21 protein-coding genes are annotated in these 15,936 nt (G+C 65.8%); 1 reads left to right on the top strand and 20 read right to left on the bottom strand.

All coding sequences use genetic code 11. The annotated features are described in order from the left end of the window. Position 1: 1 nt before the first annotated feature. From FQ775_RS05805 to FQ775_RS05765, 9 genes are all read right to left on the bottom strand, one after another. Positions 2-193, bottom strand: coding sequence for a hypothetical protein (locus tag FQ775_RS05805; protein ID WP_146297712.1), 192 nt, complete (start codon positions 191-193; stop codon positions 2-4). Beyond that, on the bottom strand, positions 190-627 hold the full coding sequence (locus FQ775_RS05800) for a phage tail terminator protein (RefSeq protein WP_146297713.1): 438 nt from the start codon (positions 625-627) through the stop codon (positions 190-192). Before FQ775_RS05800 ends, FQ775_RS05805 begins: the two co-directional genes overlap by 4 nt. Next, on the bottom strand, positions 624-1,193 hold the full coding sequence (locus tag FQ775_RS05795; protein ID WP_146297714.1) for a phage virion morphogenesis protein: 570 nt from the start codon (positions 1,191-1,193) through the stop codon (positions 624-626). The genes FQ775_RS05800 and FQ775_RS05795 overlap by 4 nt, the downstream gene beginning before the upstream one ends. Position 1,194: 1 nt before the next feature. Beyond that, a complete protein-coding gene (locus FQ775_RS05790; protein WP_146297715.1) occupies positions 1,195-1,626 on the bottom strand; it encodes a gp436 family protein in 432 nt (143 codons plus the stop codon). 7 nt (positions 1,627-1,633) lie between these two features. Continuing rightward, positions 1,634-2,092 carry an Acb2/Tad1 domain-containing protein gene (locus FQ775_RS05785; RefSeq protein ID WP_146297716.1) on the bottom strand — a complete coding sequence of 153 codons (459 nt, stop codon included), beginning with the start codon at positions 2,090-2,092 and terminating at the stop codon, positions 1,634-1,636. Then, positions 2,092-2,790 (bottom strand): HI1506-related protein, encoded by a 699-nt coding sequence (locus FQ775_RS05780; RefSeq protein WP_146297717.1) that lies wholly within the window; start codon positions 2,788-2,790, stop codon positions 2,092-2,094. Before FQ775_RS05780 ends, FQ775_RS05785 begins: the two co-directional genes overlap by 1 nt. A 118-nt stretch (positions 2,791-2,908) precedes the next feature. Further along, entirely contained in the window at positions 2,909-3,802 is an 894-nt protein-coding gene (locus tag FQ775_RS05775) for a Mu-like prophage major head subunit gpT family protein (RefSeq protein WP_146297718.1), read from the bottom strand. A gap of 33 nt (positions 3,803-3,835) precedes the next feature. After that, positions 3,836-4,282: a hypothetical protein gene (locus FQ775_RS05770; RefSeq protein ID WP_146297719.1), complete on the bottom strand. Its 447-nt coding sequence runs from the start codon at positions 4,280-4,282 to the stop codon at positions 3,836-3,838. Continuing rightward, positions 4,282-5,469: a phage protease gene (locus tag FQ775_RS05765; protein WP_146297720.1), complete on the bottom strand. Its 1,188-nt coding sequence runs from the start codon at positions 5,467-5,469 to the stop codon at positions 4,282-4,284. The genes FQ775_RS05770 and FQ775_RS05765 overlap by 1 nt, the downstream gene beginning before the upstream one ends. A 99-nt stretch (positions 5,470-5,568) precedes the next feature. Here FQ775_RS05765 and FQ775_RS05760 point away from each other — a divergent pair, with 99 nt between their 5' ends. Further along, complete coding sequence (locus tag FQ775_RS05760) at positions 5,569-7,335, top strand: ATP-dependent nuclease (protein ID WP_146297721.1); 1,767 nt, start codon at positions 5,569-5,571, stop codon at positions 7,333-7,335. 117 nt (positions 7,336-7,452) lie between these two features. On the opposite strand, the gene FQ775_RS05755 is transcribed toward FQ775_RS05760, so the two are convergent. The 11 genes from FQ775_RS05755 to FQ775_RS05705 all read right to left on the bottom strand — a co-directional run bounded on the left by FQ775_RS05755 (position 7,453) and on the right by FQ775_RS05705 (position 15,928). Continuing rightward, positions 7,453-8,244 carry a phage head morphogenesis protein gene (locus FQ775_RS05755; protein ID WP_146297722.1) on the bottom strand — a complete coding sequence of 264 codons (792 nt, stop codon included), beginning with the start codon at positions 8,242-8,244 and terminating at the stop codon, positions 7,453-7,455. 100 nt (positions 8,245-8,344) lie between these two features. Then, on the bottom strand, positions 8,345-9,928 hold the full coding sequence (locus tag FQ775_RS05750; protein ID WP_146297723.1) for a DUF935 domain-containing protein: 1,584 nt from the start codon (positions 9,926-9,928) through the stop codon (positions 8,345-8,347). Next, a complete protein-coding gene (locus tag FQ775_RS05745) occupies positions 9,928-11,613 on the bottom strand; it encodes a hypothetical protein (protein WP_146297724.1) in 1,686 nt (561 codons plus the stop codon). Before FQ775_RS05745 ends, FQ775_RS05750 begins: the two co-directional genes overlap by 1 nt. A gap of 355 nt (positions 11,614-11,968) precedes the next feature. After that, positions 11,969-12,547, bottom strand: coding sequence for a DUF3486 family protein (locus FQ775_RS05740; RefSeq protein WP_246730276.1), 579 nt, complete (start codon positions 12,545-12,547; stop codon positions 11,969-11,971). 1 nt (position 12,548) lies between these two features. Beyond that, positions 12,549-12,845, bottom strand: coding sequence for a VpaChn25_0724 family phage protein (locus tag FQ775_RS05735; protein WP_146297726.1), 297 nt, complete (start codon positions 12,843-12,845; stop codon positions 12,549-12,551). Further along, complete coding sequence (locus FQ775_RS05730) at positions 12,845-13,180, bottom strand: DUF2730 family protein (RefSeq protein WP_167812775.1); 336 nt, start codon at positions 13,178-13,180, stop codon at positions 12,845-12,847. Before FQ775_RS05730 ends, FQ775_RS05735 begins: the two co-directional genes overlap by 1 nt. Then, positions 13,180-13,401, bottom strand: coding sequence for a TraR/DksA C4-type zinc finger protein (locus FQ775_RS05725; RefSeq protein ID WP_146297728.1), 222 nt, complete (start codon positions 13,399-13,401; stop codon positions 13,180-13,182). Before FQ775_RS05725 ends, FQ775_RS05730 begins: the two co-directional genes overlap by 1 nt. Next, complete coding sequence (locus FQ775_RS05720; RefSeq protein WP_146297729.1) at positions 13,398-13,928, bottom strand: hypothetical protein; 531 nt, start codon at positions 13,926-13,928, stop codon at positions 13,398-13,400. Before FQ775_RS05720 ends, FQ775_RS05725 begins: the two co-directional genes overlap by 4 nt. Next, the gene (locus FQ775_RS05715) at positions 13,928-14,830 is read right to left on the bottom strand and encodes an N-acetylmuramidase domain-containing protein (protein WP_146297730.1); all 903 of its coding nucleotides are present in this window, start codon (positions 14,828-14,830) and stop codon (positions 13,928-13,930) included. Before FQ775_RS05715 ends, FQ775_RS05720 begins: the two co-directional genes overlap by 1 nt. Positions 14,831-14,942: 112 nt before the next feature. Beyond that, entirely contained in the window at positions 14,943-15,308 is a 366-nt protein-coding gene (locus FQ775_RS05710) for a hypothetical protein (protein WP_246730275.1), read from the bottom strand. Beyond that, on the bottom strand, positions 15,305-15,928 hold the full coding sequence (locus FQ775_RS05705) for a regulatory protein GemA (RefSeq protein WP_146297731.1): 624 nt from the start codon (positions 15,926-15,928) through the stop codon (positions 15,305-15,307). The genes FQ775_RS05710 and FQ775_RS05705 overlap by 4 nt, the downstream gene beginning before the upstream one ends. Between the last annotated feature and the right edge of the window lie 8 nt (positions 15,929-15,936).

Raw genomic sequence — 15,936 nt, 5'->3', positions numbered from 1 at the left:
ATCAGCTGCCTTTCTTCTCGTCTCCGGCCGCATCGCTGCCGGCTTCAGGGGCGGGCTCGCGCGCCACCGCGGGCCCGTTGGTCGGCCTGGTCGTTTCCACGAGGCGCGGCTTGGCTGACTTCGACGCGCGGACGTAGCGTCCGCCGCTTCGCTCCTCGTAAGGGCGTTCCTTGGGAGTGCGTTCGGTCGTCATGGGACCTCCGCGATGTAGTAGGCGGCGGCGAACAGCTCTTCGTGCCAGACCGTGCCCTGGCGGAACTTGATCAGTTGGCCGGAAAGGTGCTCGACCGGCGTTCCGTCCTGACTTGCGTCCGGCACGAAGCCGATCAGTGCCGCGCGCACGGTTTGCTTCAGCGCCTCCAGGTCGCCGGAAGCCGCCGCGCCTTCATGGTCGCCGACATTGTCGGTGATGATGATCACGGCGACGTCGGCCTCGCAGCGCTGCAGCACGGGCCCGGTGCCGCGTTCGTTCGCCGTCGAAGCCTCCTCCTTGATGAAGGCATAGACAGCCGGACGCGACAGCGGGACGGTGTCGATCGCCGCGAACTCGGCGGCGTCGCCGACGATCGAGAACACTTGCGGGTCGATGGCCGAAAGCCGCGCCACGATGTCGGAAACCAGGCTCATTCGACACCTGCCTCGCGGCGCAGCCCGTCTGCCGCGATGCGTTCGATCTCGGCCCGGTCGGTGTCGTCGATGTAGAGGAAGGGGCGCGCCGGGATCGTCACCTGGTGCGGCGCGACTGTCACGCGCCGTGTTTCCTTGCGCTTCGCCGCCGAACGGACGAAGCGGCGCCGGCCGCGGCCCGTCGAGAGATGGATGTCCTGCTCGCGGCCGGGCATGTCGATCGTGGCGCCGAACTGATGCACGCCGGCATAGACCAGGTTCGTGCCGACAGCGGCGAAGTCCGAGCCGCTGTCGCCGGTGATCGAACTGTAGAGGCGGTTCGTCACCCGCAGCATGTGGTCGTAGCCGCGCCGGCGCCGGCCAATGCGCTTCGCCGCGGTTCGCGGCGACAGTCGCGGCCAGGGACCGTCCGGGCCGCGCTCGGTCTCGATGTGGCGTTGGGTCGAAAAGACCAGATAGCCCTCGATATCGGCCATGATCGCGGCCGGATTGTCGGCAACGCGCATGACACGGTCGATTGCCGCCAGCACCTCCCGGTCATCGACACGGATCTGTGCGCCCGCCATCTCAGGCGTCCTTCAGGCTGTCGCGGGTGAAGACGCGGTCCGACGCCTTGGCCCTGACCGAACCGCCGCCGGACTGTTCGGGCAGCACGCCTTCGGCTTCGAGCTGGATGCGGCCTGCGGCCACGTCCTTCAGCCAGGTCATCGCTTCCTGGTAGGCGCGATGCACGGCACCGTCCTTGTCGGCCGACTTGCCGTGCAGATAATAGCGGGCGATGTCGGCGGCCATTCGGGTGAGAATGCCGGGCACGACCGTCAGCGGCAGCGTGTAGAGCTTGGCCAGATAGCCGTCGATCAGATCGGCCGCGTCCGACATCGCCTCGTCGAGCACATCGTCGTCGATCGTCGTCGGCGGCTTGTTGGCGCGGTCGGTGAGCTGCACCAGCTCGCGCTCGCCGAAGCGGTCGATCATGCCCTGTTTGACGACGTAGCTCACTGCTGCCTCAGCTCCACTCGTGCTCGGCGACGCGGACCTCGATCGCCAGCGCCTCCGCAAGTGCTTCGCCGTCCTCGCGCCGCGCCAGCCGCAGGGCTTTCAGATGATTGTGCGACCACTGCTCGCCATGGCCGCCGCAGGGCGCGTAGTAGAGCGGTGCGGCGGTGTCGCTGTCGGCGCGCTCCAGCACCCAGCCCGCCTCGATGACCGGGTCGTCTTCCTCGGGGAGCGCGATCCGCTCGGGCTTGAAGATCGCCCGGTTGGCGGCCATCAAGCCCTGTTCGATCATGGTGCGGCCGATCGCCAGCCAGCGTCCGTCCGCCGCAATCGTCCGGTCCTCGGCCACCTCGTCGAGGAGGCGCAGGACGTGTTCTTCCATGTCCTTGAGCGCGTTGACCGTTTCGATCGCCTCGGGCGTTTGCGGGCGATAGCCGGAGACAGGAAGGCCCTCGACCTTGCCGGACATCAGACCAGCTCCACCGTCAGCATCGGCTCGGCGCAGAGCGCCTCCAGCCGATCGAGATCGTGGAACTGGCCGATCGGATGCTCGGTCGCCTGTTTGCTGTGGGCGAACCCGGCGCGGCGGAAACCTTCGCGCTTCGACACGATGCGCACCCCGCTCGGCGGCTGCTCGCGGCCGACCTTGGCCACCCAGGCGTCGAGCGCGGCGGCGAAGTGCGGATAGCTCTCGACGAAGCCCGGCTGGAGGAACGGTGCCGTCTCCTCAGTGGGCTGCGTTTCCGGAACGGCCGGATCGCCGCTCCCGCTCTCACGATGCGGGGAGCCGGGCTGAACCCCTACGTCTGAAGCTTTCGCTTCGCGTCCCTCCAAGGTGCCGGGGGCCTCGCGAGCCGTACCGGAGCTCCCCTCCGGAGTATCCGGAGAATTGGTGTGCGGGTCTCCCGCCCCGCTGTCCGCCGGGAGGCCCGCCCCGTCCTGCAGTTGGGCCTCGGGTTCATCCTCGGAGCGCGGCGGCTTCTCCTGGGTATTCTCGGTCGCCAGCTCGGTTGCCTGGGCGATCCAGGCACCCTCGATGCCGAGTTCGTCGGCGGCGAGTGCATCGTCGGGTACGGCAGCAAGCTTCGCGAAGCTGTCGATGCCGGCTTCTGCCAGCCGCTTGGCCGTGGCCTTGCCGATGCCCTTGATGCGGGTGAGATCGTCCATGATGGCGGCTCCTTGACGGGTCTTTCGAAAGCGCCTCGAAGCAGGCTTGAAGGCGCTTTCGGAAAACCCACCGGCGGACGCGAGACCGGCCGCCGGCGGGAGGGTGGCCCGAGTGGGATCAGGCCAGCCAGGGTGAGACGAAGAGCTCGGCGGTCGCCTTGTAGACGTTGGTGGCGCCGGCGGCGTCGCGCTCGGCCTTCAGGACCTCCATGGCCTCGCCTTCCAGCGAGGGCGGCACCACCAGCAGGTCGGGCATCAGGCCGAGCGGGCGTCCATAATCGCCCTTCATCGACATCAGGGCCTCGCGCGCGTTCGCGTAGCCGTCCTTGTCGAGCGTCTGCTTGGAGCCCCAGGCCATCTGCCAGAAACCGTAGCCGACGTTCCAGCGGCCGTCCGTGCCGTAGCGGAACTCCTTGTTGTCGAAGACGTTGTCGTCGGTCGGCCGGTCCTTGGCCACGAATTGCGGTTTGCGTCGTTCCTGGAAGATGACCGGCTTCAGCGCACGTCTGGTGGACAGCAGGTACCAGGGAGTCCCGCCGCCGCCATCGGTGTTGGCAACCGAGATCGTGTCGCCGTTGGCGTCGAGCACCGGATGATCGGTGTCGAAGAAATACTGGCCGTCATAGCACTCCGTGGAGAAGCCACCCGGCAGCGCCCCGAAGCACAAGAGATCTGGGTGAGCGGCAACGCTTTCGCCCATCTCGACGAAGAGCGGCTCGTAAACGCCGAGATTGTCGTCCTCGATATCGTCGCGGTCGACGCCGATCGTCAGCTCGTAGGACTTGTTTCGGATTGCGTAGTCATGCTCGGCCAGTCCCTGGACATGGCGCGGGCCGACCCATTCGCGCATGTTGGGCAGCTTGCCGAGCCAGCCATACTTGTTCTCCTTGGTCGAGGACGGGACCACGGTCGCGATGCGCTTGTACTGCGACTGCGCCTGGCCGAGACCGCGCCGGAAGGCGGTGTTGAAGCCGACCCGGATCGCGTCGAGATTGGCGGTGTTGATGATCATGTGAGCGTCCTTGCTTGAGGTTCGGTCCGGGCGTCAGGCAATGCCGGCAAGGTGGGTCTGGACCATCGCCTCGTCGAAGCGGACCCACACACCCTGCGCATCGACATGGTCGACGAAGCCGGCGATCGAGCGCGTGCCGGTCCCGTCCGTCTTGGCGACCGTCTGGTCGTCAACGGCGTAACAGGGCTTGCCGATCTCGGCGGCGGTGATCTCGTCGGCGGCGGCCGAGTTGCCGAACCGGAACACGCCGGGACGGTATTTGACGGTGACATCGCCGGCGGCGCCGCCGGTGTTGTCGGCACGTTTCTCGGCACGGCCGACCCCGACCAGGCCGAGCGCGGTCGCCGCCTCGATCAGGTCCCCGGCGGCGTTGCGCATCACGATGGCGCCGGCGAAGATCACCGTGGCGGCCGCAACCGGGCCTTCACGCATGTCGCCGATCGCCTCGGGCGTGTTGCGGTCCTTCGCAAGTGCGGCCATCAGTGCAGCTCCTCAGCGGTCGAGCGCTCGGCCTTGAGCGTCTCGGCATAATCCTTCGGGTCGAGCCCCAGCATCTTGGCCACGCTCGACTGTTCGGCGGTCAGGACGGCGGTATCGCCCTCCTTCTTCGGCGTCTTCAGCTGGGTCTGGGTGAGCGCCGGCGCGCCACCGACAAAGGCCTCGAACTTGGCCGGATCGGCCTTGCAGAGGTCCAGGCCCCAGTCTTTCAGGCCCGGCGCCAGCTTGCCGGCCTTCATCGCGGCCTCGACCATCTCTTCGGCCTTGTCCGCGCCGACCTGGTCCTTGAGCGCCTTCAAATCGGCCTGCAGCGCGCTGACCTGCTCGATCGGCACGTATTTGGTCGGGTCCAGCGCGCCGCTCTTGTCGCCACCCGGCGTCTTCGCCTTCATCGCGGCGATCGCGTCGTCGACCTTGCCGTCCGGCTTCTGGCCGGCGGCTTCCAGAAGCTTGCTCCGGTCGGCGCAGGCGGCCTCGGCGGCCCTGGTGATGTCGGCCGGCTTGGCGTCCTCGGGCAGGCCGAGCGCCTTGGCGATCGCGGTGGTGGAGGCGGCGATCGCGTTGAGGGCGGCGAGGACGGCGTCTTCGCCGCTGCCCTTGGCCAGGCCGAGGGCGGCAAGGATTTTCTCCATCTCGTGGTCTTCCGTTGCTGGTGAGAATTTCGCGCTGGCGGCGAGCGCGTCGAGATCGAGCGCCGGCGTGTTGGTGACCGCCACGTTGTGGATCAGCACGATGCGGCCGTCCTTGGCGTGCGGGATCACCGGCGAGAGGTAGCGGTACTCTCCCGAGCGGATCGCGGCCGCCGCCGTCTCCGTCCATTCGATGCGGCCCCAGATGCCGTCTTGGCGGACTTCGAGCGCCTTGATCCAGCCCGCCGCCCTGGCCGTGCCACCGACGCCATCCTTCACGCCGAACACCGACTGATGGTCGTAATCGACGACGATGTCGTTGCGGCCGTGATAGCTGCGGGTGCGCTCGACGATCGCTTCCATGGCCGCACGGCCGCCGGCCTCGAAAGGCCCGCGGCCGTCGCGGGCCGAGAAGCGGCCGGCCGGCACCAGGCGCACCCAGCTGCCAGCGGCGTCGCCGGCCGAAAGCGGCGACTGCAGCGCGGCGACCGAGGCGGCCGAAAGCAGGTCTTTGAGGTTGTCCTTCATGGCGAGCGACAATGGCCGCTTCGCCCAAACGAAATCATGCCCGCCGAGGCGGGCATGTGCTTGTCTGTCGGATCAGGATGTCCGCGGCGAGGTGTCTAGATTAGTCCACTGTTGGCGGATTCGAACCGTACTAAACGTCAATTGTTGCAGCAAGCAGTGACACGTGATGGGATCATAGAGGGAGCCGAACTCGGCAGTTGGGGACACAGCGCCAAAATGCACGCCGATACTTCTACCTTCAGCGCAACTCCACTTCGATCAATCAGGTTGGGATTCACTGATTCTGATGAAATTGAACTACAAGCCTCCGGCGTAATCGTTTTTGTTGGACCGAACAATTCTGGCAAAACGACAGTCTTGAGCGAGATCGCCAATGCTCTCAGCGGAGGTACGTGGCCGAGAGCGAAGATAGTTCGTGACTTCGAGTTCATTGATTTTGAGCCGGCAGATGTGCACCGATGGCTCCATGATATTGCTGGGGAAGGCAAGCGGGAACCCCAGGATGACAAGGTGACGCTGCACGCCCTAGGCAAACGGAAAACTACAATCGTTACGATGGCCGGCACCTTGGGAAGCCACAGCAAAGAGTATATTGCAAATAGCGTACTAAGTTGGGGGACACAGCTTTATTCGCCAGAAGCTATTGAACCAATTTTAGAACCTCAAGACCAAGGCGACCTCCTTAGCTCGTTCTCAAGTCTTGTCGGACGCCTTTTTCACGACGAAGCCCTGAAGCACAGGGTGCGCGAGATCATTGCTGGCGGCATTGGCCAATATCTCGTGATTGATCCATCTGAAAACGGGAAACTGACAATTCGATTGGCGGCCGCCGAACCTCAGGTCGACGAACGGTCGCTAGACCGCGAAAGCCTCCGTATCCTACGTTCCGCGAGTAGTCTGGACCAGTTCAGCAAAGGCATCCGATCATTCGTTGCGCAGATAGTCGCGGCCAGCGTGCACCGCGAGCCGTACTACCTGGTCGATGAGCCGGATGCTTATCTGCATCCACCACTGGCAAGACTAGCAGGCCGGCGAATGACAGAAGCAGTCCTAAAAAGAAAGGGCTTCCTGGCAGTTGCCACTCACAGCCCCGATTTCATTTCAGGCTGCCTGGATGCCACTGCTCGTGTCACGATTGTGCGGCTTGCATACAAAGATGGCCGCTCACGAGGACTTCAAATCTCGTCAGACACCTTGGCCCAAATCCTCAAGGATCCGCGTATCAGGAGCTCTAGTTTCGTATCGGGCTTGTTTCACGACGGCGTTGTGGTGACGGAGGACGATAGCGATCGCGTCTTCTACGAAAACATATACGGGCGTCTGCTCAGAGATAAGGCTACGCTCCCCATGCTTCAGTTTGTCAACGTCAACGGAAAGAGTGCGATGGCGAAGGTTACCGGACCGCTCAACAAATTCGGCGTCCCTGCGGTAGCACTTCCGGACATAGATTTTCTCAAAGCCGGCGGTGGTGAATTTGAAGCATTGCTCAGAGCCGCAGGCTGCTCTCCCAGCGAGCTGATCGAAATGCAGCGGCTCCGGCAATCGTTACGTACCCAAATTGCCTCTAAGGATTTCAAGAAACGAGGAGTTCGGGCTCCCGGCATGGTCCATCCCGATACGCTATACCGGCTGCTACAAAGAGTGTCGCAATTCGGCATATTTGCACCTCCATTCGGCGAACTCGAACAGTGGCTGGCCCAATACGACATCCGCGGAAGAAAGCACGATTGGGTTCAAAACGCACTTGCGAGGCTGGGAACGGAGCCGTCCGATCCGAGCTACGTCGTGCCGGCGCAGGACGACGTGTGGAAATTCATAGAGGACATCTGCGATTGGGTTTCAGCACGAAGATCTTCGTTCACCGACGTGTCTCCCTAATTGTCGCCGTTGAAGGGGGATTAAACGGGGTAGAATAGCCGCGGGCGACCTCCGACCGCCCATCGCCCGCAAATCACTGAATCGCGCTCAGCGGGCTTCTGTGGCGATTTCGGCAAATCAGTCCTGGAAGCCGTTTTCGATCTTCGCCGCGAGCTGGCGCTCGACCTCGGCCCAGCCGGCCTGGCCGGGATTGTAGCCCCAGCCCGGATCGATGCCGTCAGGCACGCGCGTGACCTCGCCCGTGCGCCGGTTGACGAAGTTGCGGAAAGTGTCCTCGGGCGGATCGAAGACCAGCGCTTCGCCGGCCTCGGTGAGCCGTTCGACATCGCGCTGCGACAGGCTCTGCAGGGTGCAGCGGCAGCCCCAGCCATTCGGCGGCCCCCAGACGCGCCAGTGCGGATGATCGACCGGCAGCACCAGGTTGTGCTGCCTGGCATGATGAGCCCGGCTGTCGGGATCGTGTAGCTCCGGGTCGACGTGGACGTAGCGCAGGAACGGCCGCGCCGCCTTGCCGCGCTCGAAGCGCGACCAGTGCCCCGCCGCATAGGCGACGCGCATGTTGGTCTCGAAGATGGTGCGCAGCCGTCGCGCCGATCCGAGCTGCGCCAGAACCGGCTCGCCGGTCTCCGGGTCGATCACCGGCCGCTGCCCCCACCATCCCTTCGCCTTCAGAAGCGGCTCCAGCTCGGCGGCGAACTCGCGAAAGGTGTGCCCTTCTTCCAGGGCACGCTTCAGCGCCTGCAGGATGTCGTCGAGAACGTCGAAGCCCACCGAGTTCGCGACCGTGAACATCGCGGCGTGATCGGCCTGCCAATGGTCGAGCCAGGAAAAGGACGGATCGAGCCGAAGCCCGCGGCGTTCGAGTGCCGCGATCGCGTCGCGCGGCGGCAGAGGGATCAGCTGCGCCATATCAGGGCTTGCCCCAAGCGCGCGACCGCGCGCCGGCCGCGATCGGCCGCCCCCCGCGGAGGGCCAGCGCCGTTAGGCGCGGTATGGTCCGCGAGCGCCATCAAAGCTGCTCGTCGGCCTCGCCGGCAAGCCGCGCCGCGAAGACCGCGCGCGCCAACTCCTCCTGCATGGCCGAGACATCCATGCCGTCGAAGCGGCGGCTCAGGATCGCGCGGACTTGGTCGAGATCCGTCGCCCTGGCGATTTCCTCCTCCAGTCCGGCGATCATCGGCCCGACCAGTTCTTGCCAATCGCCGGCCGCTTCCTTCGCCAGGCGGTCGATCGCGTCCGGCTCGACCCTGCCGCGCTGCGCGGCCATCGCACCCTGTCCCTTCGGCGGCTTGCGGTCGTCAGCGGCCTGGTCCGGCTCTTCCTCCGTTTCCTCGCCGGGTTGAGGCGCCGCCTTCGCCGCGGTCAGGAGTTCCTCGTCCGCCGCCGGGTCCGGCAGGCCGAGCTTGTCGCGGACCGTTGCCGCCCCGACTTTGCCGCCCAGGCGCACGAACTTTTCCACCGTCGCCATGAATTTGGGCGCGTCGATCTCCTCCGGTCGGCCGATCCTGATGTGCGGATAGGATTTCTGCGGCCCGTGATTGAGGTCGACCAGCGGCTTGACCAGGTCGCGGTTGAGCGTCGCGGCCAGTGCCTTGGCGTCGGCCTTCTCGATGTCGTCGCGCACCCGGTCGTGAACCGTGCCGACCGCGTAGCTGCCCTTCTGGGCGTCGGTGGTGGAAGTCTGGCCGAGCACCAGCTTGGAGATCTGCCGGTCGAGCCAGTCGGCGCGCTTTTCGTAAAGTTCGTGGCTGCCGCTGATCTCGGCCGAGATGAACTCGACGGCCATCGAGGCGGGCACGATCGCCGAATAGTCGGTGCCGATGCTGGCCACCGCCTCGGCGAGCACTTCCTTGTCCTTCTCGGTCGCGCCCGGTCCCCACTTGCCGAGCCGCAGCGGCTGGCCGTAGGCCTCGCAGAAGATCGCCCAGTCCTTCACCGTGAACGACTTGAACAGGAAGCTCCAGGCCGCGCCGCGCGCCAGGCCGCCCCGGATCGGCAGGCCCGACTTGGCTTTGAAGGAGTGATAAATCCAGCCGAACGGTTTCAGCGGCTCGTCCTCGCCGAGCTGGCGCACCAGCGGCGTCTCGCCGTCGATCGGATCGAAGACGAACCAGCGCGGGTCTCGCCAGGCCAGCCGCTTCGGCATCCACTGGCTTTCGGACGTGTCCCAGATGATCTCGGTGCAGGAAAAGCCCTTGCCGGTCGCATCGAGGATGTCGCGCAGCTCGACCTCGAAACTGTCGCGCGAGATCACCTCGCGCACCAAGTCTGCGACCGCCACCGACTTGGCGTCGTCGCCGGCTGCCTCGACGGTGATCTCCAGCCCCGCCACCTGGAACTTCCGGGTCGAAAGAACCGAGAGATAGTGGTTGTCGCGCTCCTCGATGTCCTCGGCGAGCGCCAGATAGGCTTCCGGGCTGCCTTCGATCGAATCGCGCAGGATCGCTGCCAGCCGGCCCGGTGTAAGCCCGGCCGCTGGGTGCAGCGCATCGGGCCTGCGGATGCCCTTGATGGTCGGCGCGGCCTGTTCCTCCTTCAGCGCGCCGGTGTCCACGGGGCGACCATAGGCGTCGTACCAAGTGAAGTCCGCCATCAAACAATCCCTCCGCTGCGCCTGAGCGACGCCATCCGGAACTCGCCGCGGCGTTCGTCGGCCCGCTCGCGCCAGGCGTCGTCGTCGGCCATGGGCAGTTCGAAGCGCGAGCGCTTGCGCGCGACAGCCTGGTAGCCGAACTCGACCCACAGCATGCGGCTGGCGAAATAGGCGAGCGCCAGCGCCACCGCGAAATCGCCATGGCGCTTCTTGCCGGCCTCGCCTTCGCGCTCGGGCGGGATGGCGGGAATGCCGCGGATAATCTTGACGAGACGCAGGTCGACGACGTGGTGGGCGTCCCTGGCGAGTGCGATCGTGTCGTCCTCGAACGCCGCCTTCAACGGCGGCATGTGCTCGTTGTACCAGTTCGGCCCGAGCGTGATCATCCACACCAGGCCGGCGCCTTCCTCTTCCTCGCGGATGCCGAACGCGCGCCCGAGGTCTTCGGCTAAGTTCATGCCCATGCCGGTGGCGTCCACGGCCGCGCCGACCAGGTTGGGCGCCGCCTTCAGCACATCGATGCAGATCGCACGCTGCTCCTGGAACGGCACGCCGCGCATCTCGATCGTCAACGCCGCGCGCCGGCGCAGGTCCTTTTCGATCGCCAGCAGCTCGAACACTGCGGGATCGCTCTTGCGCGCCGGATCGTAGCCGGCGGCATGCTGGAGCTCCGGATCGAGGCCCTCAAGGGCTTCCTTGAGCTCCTCCGTGAACGGCGCCAGCAGCGACTTCCGCTCCAGCTCCGGCCGGTGCAGGAAGTCGTCCGGGAGGTCGAGCCGCAGCACCGGGGCCTCGGCGGCCGAGAGCGTCATGCGCGCCTCGATCAGCGGCGTCGTCAGCCAGGCGCCCGAGCCCATGGCGGGAACGCAGAACAGTTCCTCGTCGGCGCCGTCGCCGTAGAAGTCGATGATGTCCTGGCGCCACTCTGCCTCGCCCGCCGCCGACCACTCCTTGCCGGTGACCAGGCAGATGCGCTGGTAGAGCCCCGCCTTCAGCGCCTCGTCGAAGTCGATCCTGAAGTGCTTGAACTTCGACCGCTTGGCCAGGATGTCCTGGACGATGACGTTGAACTCGTTGTCGACGCCATTGTGGGTCGAGCAGACGACGACCTGGCCGCCCCACATCAGGAAGGCGAGCGCCGCCTTCATGAGTTCCTTCAGGCTATCAACAAAGGCCGCCTCGTCGATGATCACCACGCCCTGCTTGCCGCGCAGCGTGCGCGGCGCCGACGACAGCGCGAGGATCTCGTAGCCCGAGGCGAAGCGGATGCGAAAGGCCTGGATATGGCGGGTCTCGTCCGGGTGCGCCGGATCGGTATCGTCGAACAGGAACTCGTCAACATCTGCCGCGGCGATCGCGAAGGCCCGGGCCCACATTGCGCAGGCGTCGACAAACTCGCGCGTCATCTCCTGGGAATAGGAGATGTACATGGCGTCCATGCCGCCGGCGCTGCGGGCCCGGCCCGCGCGCAGCACAGCATAGGAGGCAAGCCCCCAGGTCAGCCCGACACGCCGGCTTTTCTCGATGACCAGTACCGCCGTGCCGGCGTCGAGCAGGTCCACGGGCTTCGCCTGGTACTCCAGAAGCACATTGGGCAGGCCGAGATCGGCGACGAGCTGCGGCAGCGCCTCGGTCGACTCCCGCCGGATGCGCTCCCACTCCTCCCTTGAGAGCGGCGCGCTCAAAGCCGCATCTCCTCTAGGAAGGCGTCAAGGCCAAGTGGCTTTTCGGGGTTCTCGAAGAAGTTGTGAATGCGGTTCCACAACAGGTTCCAGAGCCGCTCCAGCTTTGCGCGCATGGAATAGCTCTGGGGCACACCACGACCGGGTTGGTCGAATTTGCAACCGCGGCGACGGTACTGGACGCCCTTCGCCTCAAGTCGCTCGACAAGCTTCCAACGCTTTCGCAGCTGTTTGTAGCGCGCGTGCCATGCTCCCGGCAGCAGCTTCCAGCACTGGAGGCACACCAACACTTCGCCGGCATATCGCTGTATGAAGGTGCGCCGACAGCGTTCGTTGAGGCACGGGGTCCGGACTTCACTCACGACCGTACCCCGAGGATCTTCTGCTTGATCGCCTCGACGGTCTCCGCCGACATGCCCTTTTCCTTGGCCACCGTCTCGACAGCCTCGTCGACTGCCTTCGCAAGCTTCGCAGCGGTAGCCCTTTCGGATTTCTCCTGGCGATCCACGGAGGTGCGTTGCGCGGCAACGATCGATTGATAGGCCCGCGCCAGTTCCATCGCGTTTTTCGGCGTCAGTTGCGGATGGTCCAGAAGCTCATCGATGAGCGTTTTGAGGAACTCGCCGAGCACGATGTCAGCCTGGCCGATCTCCTCCGGAGTCAGCTTCTCGGCGATGCCGGCATAGAGGTGGCTCCTCTCTTCGAGTTGCCGCGCGCGTTTGCTCATGCGAACTGAGCGCCGGCTGAAAGCCGATCTGGAGATGGGCCCTTGGCCTTTGACGGCAAGCCGGTCATTCAGCTCAAACAGGATGTCGGCTTGGGTTCGCTGACGTTCGTTCAGTCGCGCCAACGCCCAGACGACGTCGTCCTGGCACTCCTCGGGCAGCAAATCGAGCGAGGACAAGACCCGCCGTTCGGACCCACCGCGGCGCGCCATGTCAGGCCTCCGGCGAGGGCTTCGCCACCCCTTCGAGCAGACTGCGCCGCTCGACATGGTCCATGCCGGCGCGCGTGATCGACGCGATCAGGACGGTGCCCGCCTGCATGAGCGTAACAGCACCGAGTTCTTCAAGCTTGCGCAGCTGAGTGCGCACCCACTCCCGGCTGCGCTTGTAACCGAAAGTGTCGAGCACCGTCGTCAGCAGGGTCTCGTTCAATCGGCCGTCGCTCTGTCGGGCAAGTTCCTTCAGGATGGTCAGCCTGGCATCGGCCGCGAGGAAGTCTTCGAAGCTCATCACTTGCCCTTCTCGAGGAGATAGTTTTCGAGCCGGTGCACCGTGCGCGCCACGCCGTTCATGACCTCGGCCTGCTGGCCCATCGTGCCGCGCAGCTCGGCGATCGCCAGCTTGATGTCGTTGACGGTCTGCACGTCGGGCAGGTGCTTCAGCTCGTTCTCGACCGCCTGGACACGGCTTTCCAGCTTGGTCACCTTGCCATCCGGTCCGTCGATCGCCTCCAGCCGCTTGGCGTTCTCTTTCGTTCCTGACGTGAAGAAGGAATGGAATGAGTTCACCAGCGAGACGATCAGCGCGATTGCCCCGAGCCAGGGCATGACTTCATTCAAATCCATCAGGCCCGTCTCCGCTGCCTTTCCTCGAACATCGCGCAATCGATGCATTTGGTCGTGTTGGGCACGGCCCGGCGCCGCGCCTCCGAGATCGTCTCGCCACAATCGCAGACGAGCCGGCCCGACGATCCGGAAAGCTGCGACTGGACGCGGGCGATGCCTGCCGCGCGTTCACGCTCGGCGAGCCGGTCCGCCAGCTCGTAGGCGGCGTTGCCGGTTTTCATACCCGGCCCCGCCAGGAGCGCACCGCGTTGATGGCGCTCTCGCCCAGCGCCTTGACGGTATGGCCGCCCATATAGAGCGAGATGAACCAGGTGGTCAGCGTTAGCAGGATCGCCACGTCGATCCGCTCGATCGCGAAGCCGAGCACGTCGAGCACCGGGAAGACCAGGATGTAGCAGGACCAGAACAGCGCCAGCAGATACATCCAGCCCCAGCGCCAGGCCGAGTGCCAGAACCCGGCCGCGGTTTCCTGCCGCAACAGCGCGAACTGGCCGTCGAGCCCTTGCGACCAGAGCGCGATCATCTCCGGCATCATGGTCTCGGTTTCCTTGACCGCCGCCTCGATCTCGGCCTCGGGCTGTGCCGGCACTTCGTCGATGTCGACGCCGAGCCGTTCGGCGACGGTCGTGATCACGCTTTCCGCGAGTTGGCCGCCCGCCTCGCCGAAGCGCCCGCTGACCGCCTTGCCGACCAGCTCGGCGCCGATGCGTGTCGCGATGGTCGCGATAAGGGAACCGACAACGGACATCAGCTTCTCCTCAACCAGGAAAGGAAATCGTGCAGAAGCCGCATCCAGACCGACTGGGGACCTTTGGTGCCGCCGGCCTTGGCGAGCGCTTCGAGCGTCTGCCGGCCCGCCACCCCGTCGACCGTCAGCCCGGCGGCCTTCTGGAACGCCAGCACGGCCCGTTCGGTGGCCGGCCCGAAACTTCCGTCCGCGGTTACCATGTGGCCGGCCCGCGTCAGCGCCGTCTGGAGTTCGGCGATGCGGCTGCCAAGCATGCCGCGCTTCAGGACGGTGGCGGCCGGTTTGGCGGCGCGTCGATCGGCTGGTGGCGTCGGCGCGCCGCGGGCGTGCCGCCGATAGGCGTCCGCCATCTTGGTGTGGTAGCCCCATTTGGCGTGGGCGGGGCCGTTGTAACCCTTGGCGAAGGCATGCCAGTCACGCCTGCGCAGCGCTCCGGCAAGGCCCGCCTTTTCGATGTAGCGGACCATCAGCTCGACCTGGCCGGGCACGCCGGAACGTGCCACGTTGACCATGGCTTCCACGCTGGCGTAGCCGAGCCAGGCCCAGTGCGCTCCCATGACCTGGCCAAGGCCCAGAGAAACCGACTCCATCGCCGCCTTGGCGTCGATCTCGATGGCGTCGTTCAGCATCTTCCAGCGCGCCGCCTGGCTGCGCGGGTTGGCCACGGCTCCGGCCTTCGGATTGGCGAGGCCTGCGGCGCGCGCCTTGGCGCGCTTGCTGCCGCTCAGGCGTCGGTCGAAATAGTGCCCTTCGAAGCGGATCAGCGGCTCGTTGCGCCCGTCAACCTTCGCGTAGACCTTGCCGGCGCTCTCGACCTCGATCACGGCCAGGAGCGCGGCCTCTTCACACCCAAGCCGCCGCGCTTGCGCCGCGATGGCTTGCCTCGTCGCTGTATCGATCATGACGGTCTCCGCTTGCGAAAACCGGCCGGCGAGTGGCGCCGGCCGAGTGCAAGCCGAGAAGACCATGGCTGAAGATCAGGCATCATGCCCGCGGTGGCGGGCAGTGCGATGGTCAGGAGAAGAGGGTGAGTTGCCGGGCGCCCTTTTGGGGCTTTTCGGACATACGGGCAAAGATCTTGTCGACGCCTGTCTCGGTCATTCCGAGCCGATGCGCGATCTCGCCATTCGAGAGGCCGGCGTCGCGATAGTGCCGCGCCCGGTGGACGCGTGCAAGCGGCACCCGCAGATAGGATCGGCCGTAGCGCTTAATCAGCCTTTCGGTCGTCTCGCGGCCGAGTGCCTTGGTCAGTTGGGTACCATCGGCCGAAACCGGAACGAACAGCCGGCGGCCGCCAAAGGTCTCGGCCAGTCGCAGGAAGGCGGCTGGCCCGATCAGATTGAGCAGTTCGGCCGACAGCCGTTCTTCGCGGTCGGTCAACCCCGCCTCACCCGCTCGCCCAGCGTGTTCATCACGCCGACCCAGTCGCGCGCCGTCATCTGCCCGACGCCGAGGCCGGCATGCTCCTGGACGAAGCGGACGAAGGCATCGAACTCGCCGTCGACGAGGCCGGCCTTCGCCAACAGCGTCCACTGCGCGGAGGCGATGCGGGCGCCCGGCGCGCCCTGCCAGAAGGCCGCGAAACTGTCGCGCTCCCAGCTCACGCCCGCCTCGCGCGCCAGCCAGCCCTTCAGGGCTTCGATCGCGCGTGCACCGTCATGGGCGTTCTGGAGGAAGCGCACATGGTCGATGCCGGTCTGCCGCTTGACGAAGGCGAGCAACGCCTCGTCGGCGCGGTTGCGGACCAGGCCGAGGTTCCATCCGGCGATCCACAGCGCCTGCAGCTTCCTGGCGAAGCGCCCTTGAAGCCGCTTTCGGGCGCCCTTCACGGGGCGCCGGAAGCCGAGCCGGCGCAGCTCCCCGATCACCGCCTCATGGTCGCGCGGCGACATTTCGCGCAGGGAGCGCTTGCCGGTCTGGCGTTCGTAGATGTCGCGCGCGTCGTCTTCGGCGATGCCGAGCTGCTTCAGCCCGACGTGGATGGTGGCGAGAGTTGTCACAGTTGAAA

The sequence above is a fragment of the Nitratireductor mangrovi genome, assembly GCF_007922615.2.
Lineage (GTDB): Bacteria > Pseudomonadota > Alphaproteobacteria > Rhizobiales > Rhizobiaceae > Mangrovimarina > Mangrovimarina mangrovi.
This window is presented reverse-complemented; position numbering and strand designations above follow the sequence as displayed.